14 protein-coding genes are annotated in these 22,794 nt (G+C 58.1%); 2 read left to right on the plus strand and 12 right to left on the minus strand.

What is annotated here, in order from left to right:
- Positions 1-20 precede the first annotated feature (20 nt).
- The 3 genes from ACK4FF_RS06495 to ACK4FF_RS06505 all read right to left on the minus strand — a co-directional run bounded on the left by ACK4FF_RS06495 (position 21) and on the right by ACK4FF_RS06505 (position 4,542).
- Complete coding sequence (locus ACK4FF_RS06495; RefSeq protein ID WP_409706166.1) at positions 21-2,540, minus strand: SpoIIE family protein phosphatase; 2,520 nt, start codon at positions 2,538-2,540, stop codon at positions 21-23.
- Positions 2,537-3,118 carry a two-component system response regulator gene (locus ACK4FF_RS06500; RefSeq protein WP_409706169.1) on the minus strand — a complete coding sequence of 194 codons (582 nt, stop codon included), beginning with the start codon at positions 3,116-3,118 and terminating at the stop codon, positions 2,537-2,539. The genes ACK4FF_RS06495 and ACK4FF_RS06500 overlap by 4 nt, the downstream gene beginning before the upstream one ends.
- A gap of 281 nt (positions 3,119-3,399) precedes the next feature.
- On the minus strand, positions 3,400-4,542 hold the full coding sequence (locus ACK4FF_RS06505; RefSeq protein WP_409706172.1) for an acyl-CoA dehydrogenase family protein: 1,143 nt from the start codon (positions 4,540-4,542) through the stop codon (positions 3,400-3,402).
- Between the two features lie 59 nt (positions 4,543-4,601).
- On the opposite strand from ACK4FF_RS06505, the gene ACK4FF_RS06510 reads away from it, so the two are divergent.
- A complete protein-coding gene (locus ACK4FF_RS06510) occupies positions 4,602-5,309 on the plus strand; it encodes a TetR/AcrR family transcriptional regulator (protein ID WP_409706175.1) in 708 nt (235 codons plus the stop codon).
- 11 nt (positions 5,310-5,320) lie between these two features.
- On the opposite strand, the gene ACK4FF_RS06515 is transcribed toward ACK4FF_RS06510, so the two are convergent.
- Positions 5,321-5,647, minus strand: coding sequence for a hypothetical protein (locus ACK4FF_RS06515; protein WP_409706178.1), 327 nt, complete (start codon positions 5,645-5,647; stop codon positions 5,321-5,323).
- 165 nt (positions 5,648-5,812) lie between these two features.
- Between ACK4FF_RS06515 and ACK4FF_RS06520 the strand changes: the two genes are divergently transcribed.
- Entirely contained in the window at positions 5,813-7,516 is a 1,704-nt protein-coding gene (locus tag ACK4FF_RS06520; protein ID WP_409706181.1) for an acyl-CoA dehydrogenase family protein, read from the plus strand.
- A 12-nt stretch (positions 7,517-7,528) separates the two neighbouring features.
- Here the strand turns inward: ACK4FF_RS06520 and ACK4FF_RS06525 are convergent, their stop codons facing one another.
- The 8 genes from ACK4FF_RS06525 to ACK4FF_RS06560 form a co-directional block, all read right to left on the minus strand.
- On the minus strand, positions 7,529-8,734 hold the full coding sequence (locus tag ACK4FF_RS06525) for an MBL fold metallo-hydrolase (protein WP_409706184.1): 1,206 nt from the start codon (positions 8,732-8,734) through the stop codon (positions 7,529-7,531).
- Positions 8,731-10,209: an LVIVD repeat-containing protein gene (locus ACK4FF_RS06530; protein WP_409706186.1), complete on the minus strand. Its 1,479-nt coding sequence runs from the start codon at positions 10,207-10,209 to the stop codon at positions 8,731-8,733. The genes ACK4FF_RS06525 and ACK4FF_RS06530 overlap by 4 nt, the downstream gene beginning before the upstream one ends.
- Before the next feature lie 58 nt (positions 10,210-10,267).
- Entirely contained in the window at positions 10,268-10,963 is a 696-nt protein-coding gene (locus ACK4FF_RS06535; protein WP_409706189.1) for a DUF305 domain-containing protein, read from the minus strand.
- A 170-nt stretch (positions 10,964-11,133) separates the two neighbouring features.
- Positions 11,134-12,846 carry a ShlB/FhaC/HecB family hemolysin secretion/activation protein gene (locus ACK4FF_RS06540; RefSeq protein ID WP_409706192.1) on the minus strand — a complete coding sequence of 571 codons (1,713 nt, stop codon included), beginning with the start codon at positions 12,844-12,846 and terminating at the stop codon, positions 11,134-11,136.
- Positions 12,847-12,871: 25 nt separating this feature from the next.
- Positions 12,872-14,818: a CHASE2 domain-containing protein gene (locus tag ACK4FF_RS06545; RefSeq protein WP_409706195.1), complete on the minus strand. Its 1,947-nt coding sequence runs from the start codon at positions 14,816-14,818 to the stop codon at positions 12,872-12,874.
- Positions 14,819-14,848: 30 nt separating this feature from the next.
- A complete protein-coding gene (locus tag ACK4FF_RS06550; protein WP_409706198.1) occupies positions 14,849-15,580 on the minus strand; it encodes a hypothetical protein in 732 nt (243 codons plus the stop codon).
- Entirely contained in the window at positions 15,577-18,057 is a 2,481-nt protein-coding gene (locus ACK4FF_RS06555) for a CHAT domain-containing protein (protein WP_409706201.1), read from the minus strand. The genes ACK4FF_RS06550 and ACK4FF_RS06555 overlap by 4 nt, the downstream gene beginning before the upstream one ends.
- Positions 18,051-22,637, minus strand: coding sequence for a filamentous hemagglutinin N-terminal domain-containing protein (locus ACK4FF_RS06560; protein ID WP_409706204.1), 4,587 nt, complete (start codon positions 22,635-22,637; stop codon positions 18,051-18,053). Before ACK4FF_RS06560 ends, ACK4FF_RS06555 begins: the two co-directional genes overlap by 7 nt.
- Positions 22,638-22,794 lie beyond the last annotated feature (157 nt).

The following is a 22,794-nucleotide window of genomic DNA, read 5'->3' on the forward strand; positions in this document are numbered from 1 at the left end:
CATGGACGGGGGCCAACACCTCAATTTTTGCTCTGAACCGCCACAAACGTGTTGTTGTGATGGCCTGCGTGGTAGCGCATGTCGTCCGACAAATTCATGGCCATGATCAAGCCCATGCCCAATTGAGTGTCCTCGGAATCATGGTGCTCAGTGTCGTCCACGGCCATGGATGAAGCTCGGTCAAGCTCTTCATTGGTGATGCTTCGGCCATTGTCGTGAATCACAACCAGCCACTGCGCCCCTAGGTCAACTACGGCCACTTCCATGCGAATCTCTCCGCTGAACAGGCGTGGCTGGCGTTGAATATTCCAGCCCAATTCGACAATGAGGTGGGCCAGGCGATCGATGGCAGCCAACTCATGCCCGTACTCCACCAACAACCAGTCGCGCACTTGTTGCACAAGGCTGTGCAGCGCTGATTCGTTGTAATGGGTGTCAAACACTTTGCCTTTGCCGGGAAGCGCATGCTGCGCGGCCATGCCTTCAAGCAGTGGCTGAAACCGGTCAACCCATTCGGTCACACTGACCTCACGGCTGCGGATTGGCTTGGACTCTCCCAATTCCATCATCAACAAGGACACATCCTTGGAGTCTGCGGCTTCGATCATGTCCAGCCGACTGTCCCACAGGGCCTTGGATTCCGGCAGGGGATGACGCCCAAGGGTGCTGAGCAGGGCATGAACCTGCTCCAATGGTTGTGCCACACCTGAATTGGGTGCGCCCAACATTTGCACCAAGCCATCGGAAAACAGGTTGAGGCGGTCGCCAGGGCGCAGCACAAAGGCGACGTCCACATAGTCGTGTCCGCTGGATTCACCGGCCGCAGGCCCTTGATGGCCCAGCGCAGTCAAGGTGCCGTCCTGCCGGGAGATCACCGGAATCGGGTGGCCCGCGATGGCAATCATGCCGCGCCCAGTCTCGCAGTCCAGCGTGCCATACACCAAGGAGCAGCGCATGCCGTAGGCCGAGGGCATGGCCAACAGTCGCTCATTCAAACCCTTCAGCACTGCGGCAGGAGACTTCAATACCCTGTGCCCGCTAAGCCCGCTGATGGCCTGAAATGATGAGGGGGCTTTGCTGCGTTGAACACCCGCCAACAGGCGGGCCACTTGCCAGCCCTTGATCAAGGCAAGAACCCCCTGCCCTGCACCATCAATAGCGTAAAAACCGATGACTGAGCGGGTAATCTTCATCACCCCAAGAAAATCGCCAGACACAGACTCTGCAGGTTTGAACACCCAATCAAACTTCAGGTGTTTGAGATCAGGAAAGGGTTTGGGCAAGGTGGCCGCCTGCATCCGGGAGACGGCCAAGAGGTCTTGTTTAAGTTCGTGTCGCAGGCTTTTCAACTCGCGCGTGCGCCGCCGCACATTTTGGCGCAGGGTGTGCTGCCGGTTGATGGTTTCCATCAGGAAACTCAACCGTTCCGGCCTCACGGGCGCTTGCAGGAAGTTGTCACCGCCCAGCTTGATGAGGTCGCTGGCCTGCTTGAGTTTGGGTTGATCAAAGCAAAGAACGATGTAAGGCGGATGATCATCCATGGCGTCACGGATGATCTGAACCCACTTGGCGGCTTTGCTGCTGCCGTCCTGTGCGTGGATAAACACGACATCCACGCCGTTGAGAATGGGGTCTTCGGCATTGAGAAAATAGTCCTGTGCCACCCGCTCTACACTCAGGTGCATGGCTTGCAAACCCTGAAGCAGTGCGTCCAACATGGTGTTTTCGCCGGAGACGACCAAGCATTTGCGAAGGTTGAATTCGCTGAGTGCCTGCCCCGCTTTGTTCACCTCAGCGGCGCTCTGAATGCCGGCCCAAGGCCACCCCAAACGCCTGACTCTGGGTTTGGGCAGTGGCTCAGCGACTGGCCTTTTTTCGCCTTGGACGGCAGGACGCGCAGGCTCCGGGTAGAAGTCCAGCAGCATCAGGGTGACGTCGTCCTGAAACTCCTTGCTCTCTTGTCGGTCGGCCCACTTAAGGACGCCACCGACGACGCAATCCAGCAAATTGTCTGTGGCCGTTTTGACGCAGCCTGCCAACAAATCGTTGAACTGCTCCAGCCCGAGAACCTCACCTGCGGGGTTGCGTATCTCAACCAAACCGTCCGAAATCATGACGAGTTTGTCGCCTGGTCTGAGGGTGCGGCGAACGCTGCGATACTGCTGAGTGTCCTGAATCCCCAGCGGCAAATCGCTCTGGCCCAAAAGCTCGACCTCGCCCAGTTCTGAGACCAGATAGGGCAATGGCATACCCGCCACGGACACTTCCAGCTCGCCGGTGGTGCGGTTGAATTTGCCATACAGGCCACAGACGTAGGCCTGGTCTTCGTCGGAAATCTGGTAGATGGTGTTCAGCACCGTCATGACCTCGGCGCAGCCCCGAATCTCGAGGGGATCGTCCGGATTCTCGCGGTCCTTGTACACCACGGACTCGTAGGGCGACGACGACAGAAGACGCGCAGCGCCCATCGCACGGATGGCCGCAGGCATGCCGTGCCCCACCACATCAACGATGTAAAAACCGATGGTGTCATCGTTCAAGCGGAATACGCCGCAGTGGTCGCCTGAGAGTGCTGCCCTGGGTTTGGAGTAAGTGTGTAGCGGGTGCCCGACAGAACCTGATTGCGCTGGGGCATCATGCTCAATTGCAACAAACGCAACAATTGAAGGTCTTGTTGCAAGGTCTTTTGTTGCTCAGGCAGTTCAAGGTCCAGGCTGCCCAAGCTGTCTTTCAAATCCAGAATACGAAATGCGTTGAACAGGCTGTGCCTGAGCAACTGGCTCTCGATGGGTTTGGGCAAAAACTGATCGACTTGACTGAGAATGCAGTCACGGATGAATTCATCCTCGCTGTACGCGGACATCAGGATGAAATAAACAAAATCGCCCACGGGCAGGCTGCGAATGCGCTCGCAGAACTGCAGGCCATTCATGCCCTGCATGTGCCAATCGGAAATGACGATTTGGGCCTGCCCATCGGCCACACGTTGAAGTGCACGCTCGGCATCAGTGTCGGTGATGACATTCAACCCGTAGCTGGTGCACAGAGAGCCCAACATGGCTGTGGTGACTGGATCATCGTCCACAATCAACACAGTGTATTTTTTGTTATTCAACACAGCAAAACACCAACTTTGGGCCAAACACCGCGGCTTGCGCGGATAAGCCCAGTTCAATAGGGGAGACTGTTCAGAGGCAATAGTTGTATCAGTGAGGTACTTACAGCACCTCCCGATTTCTTAATATTTTTTAACATCGACCAAGACCAGTCTACCAAACCTGAAACCCCGCGAATAGACAAATTTTACTGGTTGACTTGGCCTCATCAATCATTAAACCACAAACAAAAAACCCCGAAACAATTCGGGGTTTTTTTGTCATTGATTCACAATTTCGGGCATTAAAGGGAACGCGCAATGATTTCTTTCATGATTTCGCTGGTGCCACCGTAGATGCGCTGCACACGGGCATCTGCGTACATCTGGGCGATGGGGTATTCCATCATGTAGCCGTACCCGCCAAAGAACTGCAAACATTCGTCAATGACCTTGCATTCCAGTTCGCTGAGGTGGAGTTTGGCGATTGAGGCGGTGGTGGTGTCCAACTTGCCCGCAATGATTTTGTTTACGCAATCGTCAATGAATGCGCGGGCGACCACCGCTTGAGACTTCAGCTCCGCCAATTTGAAACGGGTGTTTTGGAAATCGAACACGCTGCGGCCAAAGGCTTTGCGTTCTTTGGTGTACTCCAGGGTCATTTCCAATGCCAGTTCGACAATCGCCATGGCCCCGACGCCCAGCATAAGCCGCTCGTAGGGCAACTCGGTCATCAACTGCATGAAACCCAGCCCCTCAGCGCCCAGAATCTGGCTGGTGGGAATCCGAACATTGTCGAAGAACAGCTCGCAGGTGTCTTGGCCCTTTTGGCCGAGCTTTTCCAGAATGCGACCTACTTTGAAGCCGGGGGCATTGCGGGTTTCCAGCAACAGCAGGCTGACACCTTTGGCACCTGCGGTGGGGTCGGTCTTGGTAACCACAACAATCAGGTCGGCCATGTAGCCGTTGGAGATGAAAATTTTCGAGCCATTGACCACGTAATCGTTGCCATCCCGCGTGGCTGTGGTGCGAATGCCCTGAAGATCGGAGCCTGCTCCTGGCTCGCTCATGGCGATGGCGCCAATCATTTCGCCGGTGGCCATTTTGGGCAGGTACTTCTGCTTTTGCTCTTCCGTGCCGTGGTTCAGAATGTAATGCGCCGCGATGGCGTGCACATGCACACCAAAGGCGCGGTCGCCCGCATAGGCCAATTCCTCGAACAGGACGGCCATGTGGGAGAAGTCGCCACCACTGCCGCCGTATTCGTCAGGAATATCGGCCAGCAAAATCCCAAGCTCACCTGCTTTCAGCCAGGTGTTGCGGTCCACATGCTGCTGCTTGGCCCAGCGTTCCCGGTTGGGGACAATTTCTTCATCCACAAACCGGCGCACATTGGAGCGATACAGTTCAAGATCGGCGTTCATCCAGCTGGGGTTGGGGTATCTCATGGCAAATCATCCTCAATAACCGGTCACATGACCTACAAAACGCATCGATTATAGGTCACATGACCTATTTGTCAAATCCTGCGGTATTCTGTGGCCCTACAACCTTGCGCGCCCTGCCCTGTGGGCTTGAACCCATGTCCAAAGCACTGTCCGAGTATTACGAAGACAAACTCAGCCACACCACCGGCAAAGGCCAGGAGCGGCTTGAAGAAATTCTGAAAGCGGCGCAACACCTGCTGGCGGCCGAAGGGTATTCCGGTTTGACCATGCGTTCGGTGGCCAATTCGCTGGGGGTGTCTCTGAGCACCGTGCAGCATTACTTCAAAAACAAAGACACGCTGGTGCAGGCGGTGTTGACTTATGTGATGGACAATTATCAAGCCGTGGTGGCGGAGTTGATGAATACCTTGGGCAGCCAAAGCCAGCTCGAACGTTTTCAGGTGATTGTGGACATGGTCATTGAGGAGATACGCCGCCCTGAAACCTACGGCATTCTTGCGGAAATTTATGCCCTGGCGAACCGCCTGCCTTTTGCCGCGCGGCTGATGGAAAGCGTGTATGCGCGTGAGCGCAAAGAGGTGTTCAAACTGATTGTGGGCATCAACCCCGCCCTAAGCACGGCTGAGTACAAATTGAGGGCGGCGATGATTGTGGTGCAGATTCACGGTTTGGCCACGCAGTTGGTGGGGCCGCAAAGTGGCTTGACCCGCAAACAGTTGGAAGAAGCGGCGCGCCAGTCGTTTTTGCGTTTGGCCACCCAGGCCTGAAGGCGCCTGGTCTACCCCTTTCCTTTCTTCGCACGTTCAAGCACATCCCTGACCAGATTGCTGTGAATCTGCGCACCCTTCTCGATGTGCTGGGCATGCAGCAACACATTTTCTTCAATCAGTTTGGCCATGGCGCTGAGCAAGACATACAACACTTCCTCGGCCTTGAACTCTGAGGCGTGTTGAAGAATGTTAAGCGCCCCCAGGCAGCAGGCCTGCCTCAGCGCCGCTTCGTCGACGGGCAGGTCGGCATAATCCAGCGGGTCTTCCCGGGCCACTTCATTGACCAAGGCCATAAGGGTCTCCAGGTCAATACTCACTCGATGGGTTTCGCTCATGCTATCGCCTCGGTGTGGGTCTTGTTTGTTATACCCCACCCGGCTGCACGCAACAAGGCCCACACCGGGGTGAGCAACCTCCTGTAAATAATTACCTTATTTTGACAGTATTGTCATTTCGTGTAATTATTTGACACATCGTCCAGCTCAGCCCGTGAACGCACCATGAACGCCACCCATGAATTCCTGAAATCAACCCCAGTCGGTGAAACACACCATGTCCACAATGTGGCGCACGACCTGACGGATTTCAATCTGTTCACCACCGATGCCCCACTGGTGGAGGCAGTGCAACGCGAGGGTGGCGCGTGGGGCATGGACGAGATCAAACGATTTGGCCAGTACTGCGGGCAAGCGGACACGCTCGAACTTGGGCACTTGGCCAACCGCTACACACCCGAGCTGGACACCCATGACCGCTTCGGCAACCGGGTGGACCTTGTTCGTTACCACAGCGCGTACCACGCCTTGATGAAGGCCTCCCTTGAGGAAGGCTTGCACAGCACCCCGTGGACAGCCCCTGTTGCAGGTGCGCACGTGGTGCGGGGGGCCAAGGCTTTCATGCACAGCCAGGTGGAGGCTGGCCATGGTTGCCCTGTCACCATGACCTTCGCAGCGGTACCCAGCCTGCAGTTGCAGCCTGAGGTCGCCTCACTGTTTTTGCCCAAGGTATTGAACCGAGGATACGACCCGCGCAATGTACCGGTTGATCAAAAACAATCCATCACGGTGGGCATGGGCATGACCGAGAAACAGGGTGGCTCGGATGTGCGGGCCAACTCGACACAGGCGACGCCCATAAGCCAGGCCGGGCCCGGGCAGTTGTATTCGCTGGTGGGGCACAAATGGTTTTTGTCGGCCCCGATGTGTGACCTGTTTCTTGTGCTGGCCCAAACACCGGCTGGGGTGTCTTGCTTCGCGGTGCCTCGCTGGTTGCCGGACGGCACCAAAAATGCGCTGAATGTGATTCGCCTGAAGGACAAGATGGGCAACAAGTCCAACGCATCCAGCGAAGTGGAATTCCGGGGCGCCCAAGGGTGGCTGGTGGGTGCGGAAGGCCGTGGCGTGCCCACCATCATTGAGATGGTCAGCTTGACTCGCTTTGACTGTATGGGGGCCTCAGCCGGTTTGATGCGTATGGGCTTGGCCAATGCCATGCACCACACCCGTCACCGGGCGGCATTCGGTGCGCGTTTGATTGACCAGCCGCTGATGCAGAACGTGTTGGCTGATTTGGCACTGGAATACGAAGGGGCCATTGCACTGAGCATGCGCATGGCACGCGCGCTTGACCACAAAGACTGCGACGAACATGAGGCCCGTTTGGCGCGCCTGATGACTGCGGTGGGCAAGTACTGGATCTGCAAACGCACCCCAACCCACACCTACGAAGTAATGGAATGCATTGGTGGCAGTGGCGTGATGGAGAACTCGGTGTATCCGCGTTTGTTCCGTGAATCGGTGATCAACCCGATTTGGGAGGGCAGCGGCAATGTTCAGTGTCTCGATGTGTTGCGTGCGGTGGCCAAAGACCCCAGCGTGCTGATGAGCTACCAGACAGAACTGGACAAAGCGCGCGGCGGCAACCGGCACCTGGACCAGTACATGAGCCAGTTGCGCAGCCAGCTTGGCCAATTAATGAGCGCTGACGCCCTCACCATTCAGTTTGGCGCACGTTTCCTGGTGGATCAAATGGCCTTGGCTGCACAGGCTGCGCTGTTGGTGCAACACGCCCCCGAAGCGGTTGCTGACGCTTTCTGCGCAAGCCGGTTGGCCGGGCAAGGGCAGCATCATTACGGCACACTGCCTGCGGGTACGGATGTGAGCACCATCCTGCAACGCGCCGACCCGGCGATTGAGAAGTACTGATGCGCCGACTGCTCAACGGCACCCGGGTTGCCAGCGAGGGTCGTCGGACTTGAAAACACGGGGTTTTAGGTAGTCCGAAGGGTCTTTCAGGTAATCAACTTCAGTGTTGAATGGCAGGCTGGCCACCGCAGACGTCCAGCTTTGTTCATAGGCGTTGGCCCCACCGCCAATGCCGGGCGCCCAGGCATCATGATGGGTGGGCATGCTCAGTCGGGGCTGCGCGGCGGCCACATACGCCAAGGCATCGCGGTAAGCACTGGTCACCATGCCAAAGCCGACGATCGCATTGAGCTGCACATCCACACAATCAGGCAATTTGCGCAAGGCATTGAAGATGGCCTCGCTGTCGGCATCGCCGCTGCGCATCAGCCCAGTGGAGTCGTGCCACAACAGCGTGAAATCACCCACCCTGAAATGGTAGGCCCAGGTGCCACCTGCGGGCTGCCCAACACCCCCATCGTCCCGCAACGTCGCGAGGAACCGCAGAGTCTCGCCCACGTTGGTGTTCAGGTACTGTGGGTAGGTGAGCACATCGGGGATGTAGAGCAAGGGGCGCCCCCCCATCGCAAGGTCGGTCGGATCGGCCTCGGAATGGGTGTGGCGCAGCACGGTCACCGCGGGCAAGTCTGCCCACAACTTCAAGGACTGGGTTTGTCCCGGTGCGGTGTTGTTGACATCGCCCAGTACCACACAGGGAAATGCAGTGGACAAGCCATCGCGGGCTGCGCTGGCACGGGCGCTGTCGCAGACGGTGCTGCCAGCCACCAGCACTGCACCACTGTGGCCAGCCACATAGCCTGCGTCGGCCGCATGGTCAAAATGACCATGACCAATAAAAATGGCCTCGGGCTTCAAGGCGGCCAATTCTTCTCGCCCAATGGGCACGTAATTGGCGTGAAGGCCGACGATCTCCCAAGCATCCAGCAGGAACAGGTGCCCTTTCATGGTGACCACAAAGCTGGACACGCCCACCCACCACAGCCGTACTTCATCCGGGTTGTTGGCCCCAGGCCCCAGAATCCGCTCACGCTCAGCCATCAGCGCTGTATCGGGCGCGGCTGGGGGCAAGGCTGAAAAATTGCTGGTGGTGAATGTCGGTTGCGAGGGGTCGAACTGCCCGGGCTCAACCCGTGAGCCCGACGCCGCTTCTGAGCCTTCATTGCCCGTACAGCCTGCGAGCAAAAGGCACAGCAGCGCGGCAGCCAACCGGGCCATCATTTCCAGACGCCGTTGGTGACGCGGACCACGTAGAAGCCTTGGTATCCGTCGGTGTACCAGATCTCTTTGCGCTCAGGGACAAAGGACGGGCTGGACATGGCCCAGTTGCTGGCTGGGGCAGGCGCGGTGATGGCCCTCTGTTTAACGGGTGCGTTGAAGTAAGCCACTTCCACCGGGTTGGCGGGGTCGGAAATATCAAAAATCCGCAAACCGGAGAGGATCATGCTGCAGGCCACGATGGTGGGGTCCACACGGGTGGGCACGTTGCAATAATGGCCCGCATAGCCGCCTGTGGGGTTGAACGCGCCAGGGTCATTGGCAATGGCATCGCGGTTCACGCGGTTGTGCACAGCCAGCCGCAAATTGGACAGCACTTTGGGCCGCGTTTCATCCGAGATATCGATGATTCGCCCGGCGCCCACCAACTGGCCGTGAGGTGCAACGGGTGCAAGGTCGCCGCTGGGGTTGCCGGAGTACTCGTCAATTTCCACGATGTAGGGCTTGCCCTTGATGGTGATGGGAATCGCATTTTGTGGAATGGTGACCGTGTCCCAAGTCAAAGCAGAAATCTGTCGAACCTGCGGATTGGCCTTGCGGGCCTGCACCTCGGACGTGTCGAGCACCACCAAGCCACCGGGGCCATTCACCGCAGCCACATAAGCCCGGTTTCCGTCTGGGCTCAGCGACAGTCCATGCGAGGGGTACTGGCCGTTCCACACGGGTTTAGGCAGGCTGGGGTTGGAGATGTCCAACGCAAAAATGGTGGAGGTTGATGGCGAGGCTGAATAAAAGGTTTTGCCATCGGGCGACAGGCCGCTTTCATGGCCAAAAATGCCCAACGGGGTTGATGACTTCAACACTGGAAAGCGGCAGTCCTCTTTCAAGTCATACACATCCACCACGCCGGGGCCAAAACTGGGGTTGCCCAGAACAGCCGCCAGAATGCCGCCGTCCTGGCTCACCACCAGCGACTCATGGGGCGACAGCATGGCTGGCGTCACCAAACGCGCGGTGCGCACAGGTTTGGCAGGGTCGGTCATGTCCATGACATTGACGCCAATTTCGCGGTCCAACAAATTGGTGGGAAACAACAGGGTGCTGTCAAAGTACGCGCAGTCGCGGCCATTCTTGTCGCGGTAGCGTTCTACCTTGAAACCGCCAACAGTGCCAATGACAAAACCGGGGCTGAAGCTGCTGATCATCTCGGTGTTGCAGGTAAAGCCCAAGGCGGCCCGGCCTGAGTCGTGATCTTCCTGACTGACCCTGCCCTGCATGCCCATTTCTGGACGGGAACCCGGACCGCAAAGGCCTTGGGGCGTGGCTGCAATGTCGATGCCATCGTTGCTCGGTTGCACGCTGCTGGGGGTGATTCTGTCGGGCGAGCCCGAGGTGGATGAATTACCCAGACAACCGAATAGGCCGGTCAATACGCATGCGGCCGCCACCGCATGGCTCACTCTGTTTCGACTGTTCATGCCGAATGTCTCCGTCTTGTTGTTGTGTTTTTTCTTTAACAGGCTTTGCGCCCCCTGATCAGGGCGCCCCCAAGGCCTGTAAACGGGTTTGCATCCAGGCAATTTCGAAGGCCTGGTCACGAATCATCGAGCGGGCCATGGCACGAACCAGGCTGGACTGTCCATTCCGGTAAGCAAACCAACCCATGGGAATCGCTGCCGAATGGTGTGCAATCATCAGTTCGTAAAATCGGCGCTGCTGCGCAACGCCAGTCAGTGCCGCCAACGCTTCAATGTCTTGTGCAGAAGGCATGCCCGCCATGTTGCCGCCACTGTCTTTGCATTGGCTGGCGTAGAGTTGGTCGTCCACATGCTGAATATCCCTGGCCTGCTCAACCCACGCCATTTGGGGGCCAATGGCCATCACAGGCTGCTTCCAGGCGGTCAACCACCCCTCGAGCACCCCACTCTCGCGGGTTTGGTTCAACACGATATTTTGCGCAATGCCGCGCAGGTGCGGGTCGTCCGCCGCTTTCACGGCCATGGCCATCTGAATGGCTGCGGCATGGTGCAACATCATGGATTGGGCAAACCCGACATCCACTGCGTTAAGGTCCGCAGGCAAGTGGTTTTCAGCGGGAGTCACCAGGGCAGCAAGGCGTGGGCCAACCAGCCATCCAAGCCCTAAGGCAACCAGAACCAGTGCGGCCAGTAACACATGGCGGCTTGAGAACCTGAAGCCTTTCAAGCCCGATTGGTCAACACCCTGTGTCATGGGTTGGGCAGGTCCAAAGGCGCATTCGGGCACGGTTGAGTGCAATCACCCGTGAACAACAAAGTCATGTATGGCTCCTCACGCTGGCTTGATTGCCAGTCATTGTCTGGTGCTGAGCACCATGAGTTGATACTCGTGAGTGCCACGCTCAGATTCAGGGGCTTGGGGGCTCAAAACCGGTGAATCAAACTGAGGACGATACGGTCCTCATCGACGGCGGTCATCACACCCCGCTCCCGTTGCCCTTTGGCATAAAACAGATTGACACTCCACGCCTGCCCAATCGCCATTCGCGCACCCACACCCGCTGAAACGAGAGAGGACTTTGATTCTGGCGTTCCGGGTGTGGCCAAAGCGGTGGTCTGCCCCATGTCCACAAAACCATACAGTTGCAGGCCCTTCAGCCATTCAACCGGACTGCTGACGTCGCGCCGAAGTTCCAAGGCAACCCCATGCCCCTTGTCTCCCAAAATGGTTGAGGGGTCATAACCCTTGGCAAAGTTGGCGCCACCAAAAGCCACTTGCTCCCCAGCCACCAATTTGTCGCGGCTCAGTTGGGCCAGTGCTTGGGCATGAAGGCTCCATTGCTCGGCCAATGGCTGGGTGTGCTGAAGATTCACCACCACTTTGGTGAAATCGGGCTCAAAGCCGATCACACTGGGGTTGCTTGCCGAACGGTCCATGGCACCGAACCAATCCAGCCCTTTGTACACCTGTACAGACGCGGCACTGTTGCCCCCCAGTGGGCCTTGCCCCAACCAACTCAACCCCACTTCACCCACGGTTGTTTGATCGGCAGCCAGCGTAATGCCTGACAGGGTGGTTTCTGTCCGGTTCAAGGTCAGGCCGAGGTCAACAAACCATGAACTGGCCCTTAAACGCTGCAGAGCATATCGCCCTCGGGCAGAGAGGCTGGAAGACTGGCTGACCAGATCAAGCGGCTTGGCAGCGCCGCCCGGCTCGGCCCGAGCCCACAAGCCACCGAGACCTGCAATCCAGTTGCTGTCGCCCAGGGGCGCGCTGATCAAGGCGTTCACTGAACGAACTTCGCTCAATCCACCACCTGCCCCGTTCACCCCCACGGACAGCGTGTGTGGGGTATCCAGCACGGTCAACGGCGCCTTAAACTGCCCGCTGTAACCCAGATTCCAGGGGCCTGTCACGGTTGAACTCTGGTTATTCAGGGTCAGTAGTTGCACGTCATCCAACTCGGCGCGCGTCACAGTCAAGGTTGAAGCACCCAATTCCCGGCCTGATTTCAACACCCCCTGCACGCTGAGTGAAGGCAAATCGTTGATGCGCATCAACGCGTCTTCCAGTGTCGCCAAGCGGACAGGCTTTTCCTCCAACACCGCATGCAGGCGGGCATTCACGGCTTGTTGCAGGCCAGCCGACAAATTTTCAAACTGCACGTCCCCCACGTAGCCTTCAATCACCTGGATTCGGACTGTGCCGTCACCGATGGATTGCGGAGGAACAAACACCCGCGTCAGAAAAAAACCATCGTTGCGGTACACCCTCTCGAGTTGTTCCGCAGCTTCCCTGATTTTCACCAAGCTGCTGGTGCCCTCGGCCAATGGGGCAAAAATCTCGGCCACGCGTTCTGCTGGGTAAGCGGTCACCCCTTGAATGTCGAACTGACGCACGGGAAATTCAATGAAGTCAGCCGACTTGGGGACTGCGGACTTTTCCGTGGACTGCAGTTTCAGGTCAAACCGAGGCTGGTCTGTGGGCACAGGCAGTTGTGGTGCGCGCTGCCGGGAGATGTCCAATTGCGGCGGAATAACCACTTGTGCATGGCCAATAGGCGTTGCGAACAACAGGGCTATGGCTGTGCAAAGGTAAGCCGTCAGAAAAAACTGGGGTGCCGGTGCATTCATCATCTTGAAAGATTGTCGTTCGATCGGGTTATTTGTCATCCATCACCACGCGGGCAGTACAAAGCCCTTGACGCAAACGCTGGTGATGGAAGTTCACCAAGGCGTGATGGGGGTATTGTTGGTGAAGCTGTTCGAAGGCGTCGCAGGCGCTGGGTTCACCACGCTCCAACAAGGCAAACGCGTCTGCATATGCGCAAGGCAAATCGCTTGCCGCAGTGTGCTGATCCATCAGCGTATAAAGCCGCACAGCTTGGTGTTTCCCCTTCAACAGCACATCACCAATCGGCAGGGCATTGATGAGGGGCGCGCGGGCCACCACTTCATGGGTACAGCAAATTCGCGTACCCACGATTTTGTTCACACCTTCGGTGCGCGCGGCCGTGTTGACCGTGTCACCCAGTGCGGTGAAGTCCATCCGTGAGACAGAGCCGAAGTTTCCGATCACCGCCACACCAGTGTGAATGCCGATGCGCGTGGACCCAAGGGGGATGCCTTCAGCATTTTTCGTCAACCTGAACGACTCGGCATACGCATCCAGTTCCAAAGCGCAGCGCAAGGCCCGTTCAGCGTGGTCAACTTGAGCAACAGGCGCATTGAAAATGGCCATGATGGCGTCCCCAATGAATTTGTCGACTGTACCCTCGTGCCTGAGAATAATTTGACAAGCCCCATCCAGGTATTCGTTGAGAAGGTCCGAGAGACTGCCGGACTCCAACGATTCCGACAAGGTGGTGAAACCGGCAATGTCGGTGAACAGAAAAGTAGCCTCTTGACGTTGCCCGCTGATGGACAGGCGTTCAGGATGGTCAAGCAGTTGCCGAACCACTGCGGGTGACACATAGCGAGAAAACGCGCCTTGAACAAACTGCCGCTGCCGCCGTTCCTGTCGGCCAATGGCGAGGTCAGTCAACCACAAGGCCAGTGCCATGGCCAAGGTTGGCGCCACCAAAGGCACCATGGGCAAACCGTGGGCATAACCCAGAACAGCCGACAACCACAAGCCCAGCAGCGCCAGCACACCGGCAGACAAGGTGTACATCACCCCCAGGCCTGCCAAGCCAATCAGCACCCCAACCAAGGCCAAGGCCGCTGTGAATGCCGTTGACGGTGGAAACGACCACCGGGGAGACTCTCGACCTTCGATCAATTGCTGTACCGCATGCGCTTGAATGAGAATGCCCGGCATCAAGCCGCGCTCATCGTCGTACACCACGCGAAGCGGCGTACGGTGCCGGTCAGTGATTGACAGCACCGCGCCCACCAGCACCACTTTGTCTTTGAACCAATCGTCCGGCAACAGGCCAATGGCGTGGGCTGGGTATTGGGCAAAGGCCGAGGTTTGAGCATCACTCTGCGGCCGCCAGGCAATCTCTGGCCAACCCGGGCTTCGTGTAACACCATACAGAGATGCAACCTTGTAGGCAAAGCCCAAAGGCATACCCGCGCTGGTTTGGCCAGGGAATATCCATCGAACTGCGCCATCAAAAGGGTCAGTGGCCAAATTGGCGGCTGCGCGCATTGACTCTGGAACAAATCCGTTCAAGAAACTCAACTGGGCTTGATTGACGATGCTGGGTGTCGAGGAGTAACTGAACACCAAGGGGGCACGGGTGGACAGCATCGCCGCACGCAACTGCTCATCTTTGGTCGGTTCGGTGCCCTGGTCAATCAGCACATCAACAGCGATCACCTTGGCGCCTTTGCGGTCGAGGGTTTGAATCAACTCTGCCAAAAATGCGCGGTCCACCGGTGAACGATAGGGAAACTGTGCAACGGTGTCTTCAGTGATGGCGGCAATCACGACATCCTTGGATTGAGGCACCGGCGGCTGAAATGCGGCCATCCGGATGTCCAGCGCCACATTCTCCAAGTGGTTCAAAAAGCTGAGGTAGCGTGTCGCACCCACAGCCAAACAGGTGGCCAGCAGGGTCGCCCACGCGGCTGTGAACCAGACCCTGCGCTGGTGCTTAGTCATGGCTGACCACTTCAGCGGTGTTGGTGGGTATCACTGACGCTGCTCTCTGTCTCGCAGTTCATCCAGAAACGCGTTGGCTTGTTGGACACATCCTTTCTCCAACATCCAGCCCAGTTGAACAATCGGGTCCTTGATCATTGCCGGCAGCACCAACAATTGAATGCCCACCTCCTTCTGCCCTGTGCGGACATACATCAGGTTCTGGGCTTGCAATTGCAACACTTGGTCCGGGTTCAGGACAGCTTGACCTGCGGGCCACACGTAGTCCGCTTTCCAGGACCTGTCGGCAGGCGACACACTGAGGGTGTCGGTACCGGCGGCATCGGGCCGCCACCACACCGGTTTGTTGCCCGGCTGTATGCATTTGGTACTGGAGAAACTGACGTCAACCAGCCAAGGGGATGGCAGGCGGGCTGAATCATTGCCCGCACGAATGACTCCGACTGTGCTGGTTCGGGCGTCACGATTGGCGATCAGTGCAGCCAAAGCCGATGCACGGTCAGTCGCCCCCTCGGGCTCTTTGGACAAAGGCCCGCTGTAGGGCCCCCGCAAGGTGATGGTTTTGCCATTGACCCCCACCACCGTGATACGCTCGCCCTCTTTGAGGTTGACTGTGTCGCTGGCTTCCAATTGTTGCCCGGTTTTAAAACCACCACCCTTCACATCGATGAGCGTGTAAGCCGCCCAAGCCGACCCCGAGCCCATGGCCCAGACCCCAGCCAAGGCGAAAAGCCCGCTGCTGAAAAACCGTGCAAGCTTCATTGTTGAACCACCCCCATGCCATCGCCGACGACCACGAACGATCCCCAAAAAAACGGATGCGCTGTTTTTGTTGCATTCATCAATCGGCCTTGCGACTGTTGCAAGGCCCTGCTCGGTGTGAGCCCCTTGGACTGCGAGAGTTCTGCGAACAAGCCGCCCATCAACGCGGCGGTTGCCCCTGAAGGCACCTGCCAATGACTGACAAGCAGGCTTTTGGCCCCGCTGAAGAAAAATGATTCGGCCAAGCCACTCAAGGCCTCTCCACCCAAGGTACCGCTGGCTGCTGTGTTGCAGGCCGACAGAACAACGAGGTCTGCCCTGATGTTCAAGGCAGCGATTTCGCTGGCATCCAGCAGGCCATCGTCAGCACGCGACAAGGCACGCGCTGATGTTGGCGGAGTAAGAACCAACCCGGGCTCCGCCTGGCATGTCAACTCTTCGGGTAACAGGCCGTGTGTTGCGAAGTACACAATCCGGTAATCACTCAAGGGCATTCGCCGCAGGCGGCTTTCGGTGGCGTCAGCCCTCAGGAATACGTCAGACTGTCCAGGTCCAAATGCTTTCTGGACTGCTTTAAGCTCAACCGCAGTCTCTGGCAATGGGGGCATCGCCAATAAGGCCGCGGGGTCCATCGGCCCTTCTGCACGGCAAACTTCCGTGGGTGGCTGGGTTGGGGTCGACCCTCCACGAAGGGCGTTGCGCTGGGCACCTCCCTGCAAAACCGGGTCACCGAACGCCAACAAAGTACGCTTGAAAGAAGCGCTGCGGACCCGGGTTCTCAACTGATAAAAGGCCTGAATGGATGGCGTGTGTGACAGTGCCACGTGACGCCCCAACCAGTCCGCCTTCACATAATCGCCACTTTGAGGCGCGCTGCGCACCAGCACACCAAAGGGCAAGCTGGCCAAGGGCCCATCGGGCACCACCACCAAATGTGTTACACCCTTCAGTTGCTCAGCCACGCCACCCAACAACTGGTCATGCAACTGACTCGCAATTGCGACATTGAATTCAGACACAGTCCCAGCCTGTACCTGCAATGAACGGCGCAATTGCTTGACTGAGTCTGCGAGGTCATCTTCACCAACGGGCACTCGGGCCACGATAGACCCACTGCGGCGAATCAACTGCACGAAAGACTCCGTGCGGCCCAGCATGAAACTGACCATGGCTTCATCATCGCGCAGGCTTCTGCGCACATCTTCAAGGCTCAGCTTCAGCGGGTCACTGGCTGCCACATAGTCGGGGTATCGTGAACGCAGGGTTTGCTCCAGCAGGGTAAGCCGCTGAAGGGCAGCCTCCTGTGCTGAACTCAATTGCTCCAGCAGGCCACGCGTGCGTTCCTGTACGGGTTTGTTCTCCTCGGTCAAACGGTCTGCTTTGGCACGGGTCAATTCACGATCGGCCAAGGCAATGTCCTGCACCAGCTTTTGCAACTCCGAGTCATTCAAGCGCGCAGCGTTCTGAACTTTGTCGATGGTTTGTTCAACCACGGTGCTTCGGTTGTACTGGAATGCGTCAAAAGCCTCAGCGTACAAAGCGGCCTTCTGGGCCGGGTCGGTCAGCCTCTTGCTGTAGTCGGCAACTGCAGTGCCAAAAGCCACCAGTTGCTGACGGGTGAAGAGGTCTTGCTGATTGCGCAACTGGCGGGCCTCATTGAATGCACGCCGGAAGGTGATGATGGCAGACGTGTCCAACCCATCGGCTTGATAGGCCCGCCCCAGCTCCGCCAGTGTTTGCACCGTGGCACGGCCAACACCGAATTGTTGCCTGCGCAAGTCATAGGCTTTGGCAAAGTAAGTTTCGGCTGCCGCAGTGCGGCGCTGCACCAGACTGATCTCTCCCAGTGTTTGCATCACACTGGCCATCCACGCTGGAGGCAAGCCTTCGGTGGCTTGCAAACCTCGGAGGGCCTCGCCTCCAAGGGCCAAAGCGGTGAACAACTCACCACGACGCAAAGCCATTCTCGCCTGAAAATTCAGGGTCATCGCCAGTTCACCCTGCTCCACGCTTTGGTCGGGTGCTTCGTCTTCAGTGGCCCCGAGGCGCTTGTTCGCCCCCTGACCGGACAACAGCTTGCGCCAGACTCCCGCAGCCATTTGGCTTGCGGCCAAGGCTTGATCGTAACGCCCCTGATTGGCGAAGTGATACGACTGATACATGGCCAAACGGGCGCGGTCCGACTCAAACACCGACGACTGAAGGGAATTCTCGGCACGGCGCAACAAGGTGTCAGCGACTTCAAAATTGCCTTGATTGCTTTGATTCAACGCCAAATCCAGCAGGACATTGCCTGTGTCCGAATCACGTTCCCCCTTGCTCTTGAGCAGTTGCTCCAAGGCCTGGCGATACAGCGGCTCGGCCAGTGCATAGCGGCCATTGGCGTCCAGCTTGCGAGCCTCATCCAACGGGCTTGCCATGCCCAGCCCACTGCCCAACAGGCCAAGCAATGCCAACAGCCATTGACGGATTACCATCGCCCCTCATCCCCCAAATTCGACACTCTGGCCGCGGCCGCAGAACGGGCTGCCCGGCGTGGTGGCTGAGTCACCTGTGACAAAAGCCCAGGCACCAAGGGTGTGCTGACAGGCCCACTACCGCTCAGGCCAGTAGTGTTTCCTTCGCCCACGGACTGCAGCGTAGGGTCGGCTGCATCGGCTTCGTCGGCTTTGGTTTCTGGCTTGGTGTCACCGACCGGGGACGGTGGCGTGGGTGTCACCGCCGCGCCCCCCACATCAGGAACGAAGGCCACCACCAGTCCGTTGGCTGGTGCCACGTTTTGAGCGGGTGCTGCAGATGGGCTTGCCACCGGTGCCGCGCCTGCAGTGGGCAAAGTCCCTGCGCCCTGAGTGCCAGAAACAGGGGCGGAAGAAACAGATGCCGAAGAGGCTGCAGGTCCCGAGTCCGATGTTTTGGAGGGCGATGCTTTTTCCGTTCTGGACGAGGATGGCTGAGTATTCCCGGTGGCTGATGGCCCGGAGCCCGAGTTACTTGCAGCGGCTGGCGCAGGCGCCAAAGTGGGTGTCACCGAAGGAATCAACAGTTGGGTAATTTGACTTAACGAAGGCGCCCCCGCCACGGGTAGCGTAGGCTGTGCCGGCACAGCAGGCTGCGCAGGCGTGATGGACGCCTCAAAAACCTGATCATCCAACCGGTAATTGGAGGCTTTGCCGCCATTCCTGCCATCGTTCAATGTGAACTGAGTCACACCACTTTTTCGCTGGCCGACTGCGGGTGTGTCGAAATTGGCAACCGCGCTGACCGCCAATGTCTCAAGGCCAACGTAGCCTGTCACCAAGTCCACAGACACTGCCGTGGCTGTGCCACCATCGAACACCTTGTCGGCCACAGTGGCCTGTGCCGACAAGTCCCGCCGATCAATTCGACCGGTGAGCGACTCATTGGCCAACTGGCCCAGGGTGTAATTGGAGGCCAAGCCTGTTCCAGTGCTTTGCAGCACATGCGCAGCGGTCACCGCTTTCGCATCGCCCGCATCAGCGGTGTCAAACAAGGCCGAGGTAACAAGCCCCAAGGTTTCACCTGACACGGTTCCAGACAGATTGCCCGCAGTGACTGCAGCCACACGAGTGCCATCATACTGACGCGCAGCCACACTGCTGGCAGAAATCATCAATGCACGGGGTGTGATGTTGGCTGCCGCCGTCACTGAACTCGGCAACACATAGTTGTCAGGGTTCACGCCGGGCCCAACAACCAAATTGGAAGCGTTTAACTCGACAGTCAGTTGGTTAGCCTGCGCAACATCCTTGCTGTTGAACATGCCCTGCGTCTGGTTGACACTGGCACCGGCCCCCTGCTGGTCCACAAAATTTCCCAAGGTGAAGTTGCTGGCCACCAGCGTGAACAAACGGCTTGCGTCATAGGTCTTGCTCAACGGGTTGGCCACTGTTCCGGCCAAGGCAACTGTCAGGGCTCTGGGTTGTACCGTGAAGGTAATGTCCGAACCTGCGGCCAATTGATAGGATGAATTGCCCGCAACGAGGCCACCGGTGTAACTGACTGAATACGTGCCTGCGTCGGTCAGTCGCCCTAGCTCAGTACCGCTCAACTGCCCGTTGCGCGTCAGGCTGTACAGCGCTGTCCCGGTCAGTTGCGCATCAGTCACCAACTGCCCGCCGGTCGCTGCATCGTAAAGGGCGAAACTGAACACTGGCAGATCCCCATAAGTGCTCGAGCATGGGTCACAGTTCAGTCGGACAAACACTGGTGTGGTGATCACCGGGGGGGCCAGCAACACACTGTTGAGCAACGGCACCCCACCCGACAAACGCCAAACGTCCGCGGTAAACCCGGTGGGCAACGCGGTCAACTGCCCAATTCGAATCGCCTGCGCGTTGATACCACCACCGCCCACCGCTGTGGCTTGCCCAGTGGATGTGTCATCCCAATACACATGGGTGCCCGCCGAATCCGCAAAGCCCGCAATGCCCCCTGCTTGCCCGGCTGGCCCGGTCACTGCGCCAGTGGCGTAAGCCCTGCTGAATGAGGATGAAAATGTCACACCGGCCAAACCGCCTGCGTAAGCACCTTCCACCGCCCCTGTGGCGTAGGCATCTGAAAAATGATGACCAGTACCCCCGCCCGTTAAACCACCCGCAGCAGCGGCATTGGCCAAGCTACCCACCCGGCCCGTCGCGAATACCCGGTTGAATGTTGCACCATCGGCAATGCCCACCAGTCCACCCGCATTCGAGCTTCCGCCCAATGTCATCACATCACCCGTGGCAAAGGCGTTGGTGACTTGAATGCTGCCATCGGCCAACCCAATCAGGCCACCCACAGTGGCATTTTGGGAAGTGCTGACTGTGCCTGTCGAAAAGGCATTGGTGATTGAAGAATTCGGGAGTGCGGCAAATGAAGGGCTCGTCCACAAATAGCCCACCAAGCCCCCAACGCGCGCTCTATCTGACGCAGGGTTACTCACATCCACTTTGGCGTACACATTCCTCAGGGTTGAGTTGACAACAGCGCCAACCAAACCACCCCCAAAACCGGCCGTTGTGGAATTGATGGTTGACATACCGGCAACGCCGAGGTTACTCACACGCGCCCCCAGGCTAATGCCGAAGAAGCCGGGGTACTGTGAATTGGCGTTAAGGCCAGAAACTTGATGGCCCAAACCGTCAAATGCACCTTGATAGCCTTGTTGCTCGTTGCCAATGCCCACCCAACTCACGTTCCCGAGGTCGATGTCGTTACCCAGCACATATGAATTGGTGAGGCCCACATTGGCGTTGATGGCATCCCGTGCGCTGCCCACTTCAGCGGCCGAACGCAACACGGTGTGGGCCACACCGTTGATGGCCACAGTGGCCGATGCACCCAGATCAATTCGACCCACGAACCCCGAACCATTCATGGTCATGTTCAAGGCCCCGGCACTGCCGGGAATTGCAGCACTGTTGGGTGTGAAATCAGGATTGGCCGAGAAGTTCACGGACAGTTGATTGCCCACGCTGACGACAGCGCCCACATTCACATCACGCACGGCCGTAAGCTCCAGGCCATCCACGGACACAGCACTGTTCAGGTTCACATCCCTGACAGCCTGTAAGGTGAGTGTTTTACCGCTGCCTGTGGCGCTGATGGTGTCGTTAACCACGATGTCACCGTTGCCAGCACTGGCACCCGCAGAACAAGTCACACCGCTGCAGGTGTTGGACGAAGCCAGGGTCTGAATCGTGACATGGTTGTTTTGCAAAGCGGCACTGAGCGCTGCGCCAGTGACATTACCGCCCGTGGCGGCAATGGTGAAATCATCCGGGTCAATCAGCCACTGGCCATCCTTACCCTGCGCGGCCTTCGTACTGATGTTCACACCATCAGCAATATTCACTCGCGTTGCACTGGTTTCAATAAAACCACCGTCGCCGAAAGTGCGCGATTGCGCGGTGATCTTTGCACCGTGTTTCAGCGTCAGTTGCTCAGCCAGCGTGTTGTTGCTGCCAACACCAACAAGCACCTGGCCCCCATGCCCCTCACCGGAGGCCGACAGCACACCGGTGGGCCCCACGGTGATTTGTCGGCCTTGAACCCGAATCATCCCGCCCGACTGGCCTGCCTGCTGCCCCTGGGCCAACACAGTGCCACTGACCTGCACCTGACCGCCCGCACCGGCCCCAAGCACCACAACACCGTTGTTGGTGTTCACCGAATTGGCTTGCACCAAACCGCCCACATTCACCACACTGCCCACCACCTCGCGGGCGGCTGCAGCATTCAGCGCAACAAGGCCTCCGTCAGCCACCGTGATGCCCTGATGCACCAACTGTGTGGCAACGGGCGTGTCTTCCACATTGAAGGACAACAAACGGTCACCGACCAAATCGAGTTTCAAGCCATGACTGGTGGCCAACACCACACTGCCCTGCGGCGCTTGAACGCGACCATTCTGCTCAAGCTGACTGGCATTCAGCACTGCGTAGCCACCCACACCCGAAGAAATCTCACCATGGATCACAATGGGCTGAACACTTTGCCCGGACAACCCAAAGCGGCCAGCCGAGAAGTCAGCGTTGCTGAGGCTTCGCGTGGAGGCCAAAAAACCGTGGGTCTGAATACGCCCGCCCTGCCCCATCAACACGCCGTTGGGGTTAAGCAACCACACTTGTCCGTTGGACTGAAGTTTGCCGTCCAGCACAGACTGCGTGGCGCCTGTGACCCTATTCACCAAAAGAGACTGAGTAGACTCCTGATTCACCGTTACCAAAGCATCACGGCCAATCGAGAAAGACTGCCAATCCACCATGGCACGGCTGCCGGTCTGCTGGATGGTCAATGCGCCCGGCGAGGTGTGTTGAAGCTGAACAGTGCCGGACACCACAGCGGCACCGCCGGGCAGGGCCAGCGGGTCGAGTGCCCACGCAACCGGGCTGGCCAGGGACGACAATGCCATCAACAGAGCACCCAGCCTGCTGGAGGATGGACCACCCGAACGGCCGGACGTTGTCCTGCCGAGTTCGGACACCACCACCCAGGCCCATCGGCTCACACTCCAAACCAGTGAGTAACAACGGTTCAATCCAGCACGCCCCAAGCTGCCCCCCAGATACCCTAAAACGCCACAGGACTCGAATGTTTAACCCGAGTTAACCCTTAATGGTAACACCATGGCAAGCTAACCCGAAGCACTGCCGAAAGGCAGGTGTGACAATGCTCACACCCCCGCCCAGCAAGGCTCGCAGAGGAACGGT

It is taken from the genome of Limnobacter sp., from assembly GCF_046297615.1.
Classification (GTDB): Bacteria; Pseudomonadota; Gammaproteobacteria; order Burkholderiales; family Burkholderiaceae_B; genus Limnobacter.

What these genes read in the sequence shown, in the direction of transcription:
- ACK4FF_RS06555 (WP_409706201.1), bottom strand. Translation starts at nt 18,057, where the DNA reads ATGGTAATCCGTCAATGGCTGTTGGCATTGCTTGGCCTGTTGGGCAGT.
- ACK4FF_RS06550 (WP_409706198.1), bottom strand. Translation starts at nt 15,580, where the DNA reads ATGAAGCTTGCACGGTTTTTCAGCAGCGGGCTTTTCGCCTTGGCTGGG.
- ACK4FF_RS06545 (WP_409706195.1), bottom strand. Translation starts at nt 14,818, where the DNA reads ATGACTAAGCACCAGCGCAGGGTCTGGTTCACAGCCGCGTGGGCGACC.
- ACK4FF_RS06520 (WP_409706181.1), top strand. Translation starts at nt 5,813, where the DNA reads ATGAACGCCACCCATGAATTCCTGAAATCAACCCCAGTCGGTGAAACA.
- ACK4FF_RS06530 (WP_409706186.1), bottom strand. Translation starts at nt 10,209, where the DNA reads ATGAACAGTCGAAACAGAGTGAGCCATGCGGTGGCGGCCGCATGCGTA.
- ACK4FF_RS06510 (WP_409706175.1), top strand. Translation starts at nt 4,602, where the DNA reads ATGACCTATTTGTCAAATCCTGCGGTATTCTGTGGCCCTACAACCTTG.
- ACK4FF_RS06515 (WP_409706178.1), bottom strand. Translation starts at nt 5,647, where the DNA reads ATGAGCGAAACCCATCGAGTGAGTATTGACCTGGAGACCCTTATGGCC.
- ACK4FF_RS06540 (WP_409706192.1), bottom strand. Translation starts at nt 12,846, where the DNA reads ATGATGAATGCACCGGCACCCCAGTTTTTTCTGACGGCTTACCTTTGC.
- ACK4FF_RS06525 (WP_409706184.1), bottom strand. Translation starts at nt 8,734, where the DNA reads ATGATGGCCCGGTTGGCTGCCGCGCTGCTGTGCCTTTTGCTCGCAGGC.
- ACK4FF_RS06535 (WP_409706189.1), bottom strand. Translation starts at nt 10,963, where the DNA reads ATGACACAGGGTGTTGACCAATCGGGCTTGAAAGGCTTCAGGTTCTCA.
- ACK4FF_RS06505 (WP_409706172.1), bottom strand. Translation starts at nt 4,542, where the DNA reads ATGAGATACCCCAACCCCAGCTGGATGAACGCCGATCTTGAACTGTAT.